The 894-nt window shown below is 41.6% G+C and carries 1 protein-coding gene; it reads right to left on the bottom strand.

Annotated elements, in window-relative coordinates:
- Nucleotides 1–894 (bottom strand): Ig-like domain-containing protein (locus tag ACNG5D_RS15795; RefSeq protein ID WP_418184498.1); only part of this gene is annotated, 894 nt, incomplete at both ends.

Below are 894 nucleotides of genomic sequence, written 5' to 3'. Positions count from 1 at the left end.
GATCATCTATACCTGTAGTTTCTTCACAATCCGTTAAACCATCACCATCACTATCGGTCGTGTTGATGCCTACTGGGCTACATGGATCGTTTTCATCGGAGGTACCTGTTGGTACTGTTGGCGTACTCGGATCGTCTATACCTGTAGTTTCTTCACAATCCGTTAAACCATCACCATCTGAATCAACAGTAGAAGTACATATTGGTACAACTACTGTTATTGTTGCCTCATTTGAAGGGTTACCATCATTATCAAATACCACGTAGTTTATGACTGTTGTACCATCATTATAGCCTGTTTCTGGGCTAAATGTTACTGTTCCATCACCATTATCTGTAAAAGTTCCTTCTCCAGGTACTGTAAATGAACTCTGTTGTCCTGGTGTGTCAGGATCTAAATCAATAGAAGCTATATTTATAGTCCCATCTGGATCTGTATCATTTCCAGTAACATCAATAATAACATCAACCCCTGGATCTGTTGTTCCGCCATCATTATTAGCTACAGGGAAACAATTAGCAGAAATAGGATCACATGGATCGTTTTCATCTGATGTGCCGGTTGGTACTGTTGGCGTACTTGGATCGTCTATACCTGTTGTTTCTTCACAATCCGTTAAACCATCACCATCGCTATCCGTTGGAAATGGGCATGGAGCAAACGTAATATCTACTTGACCTTGATCGGTTAAACCATCTTCATCTTCTACCGTATAGGTGAAACTAATAGGGTCATTATCATTGTTAGGAGGGGTTACACTTAATGTGCCGTCTGGGTTTAATGTCACCACACTACCGTCACTTAAGGTGACCGGGTTACCAACGCTGATTGGTGTGCCGTCTACTTCCGTAATCACCATGTTATTGTTATCGCCATCTGGATCGTTATCCCCAT

The organism is Algibacter ulvanivorans (assembly GCF_048381495.1).
In the GTDB taxonomy this organism is placed as follows: Bacteria; Bacteroidota; Bacteroidia; order Flavobacteriales; family Flavobacteriaceae; genus Algibacter_B; species Algibacter_B ulvanivorans.
The sequence above is the reverse complement of the archived record's forward strand: the minus strand, read 5'-3'. Positions and strand labels throughout refer to the sequence as shown.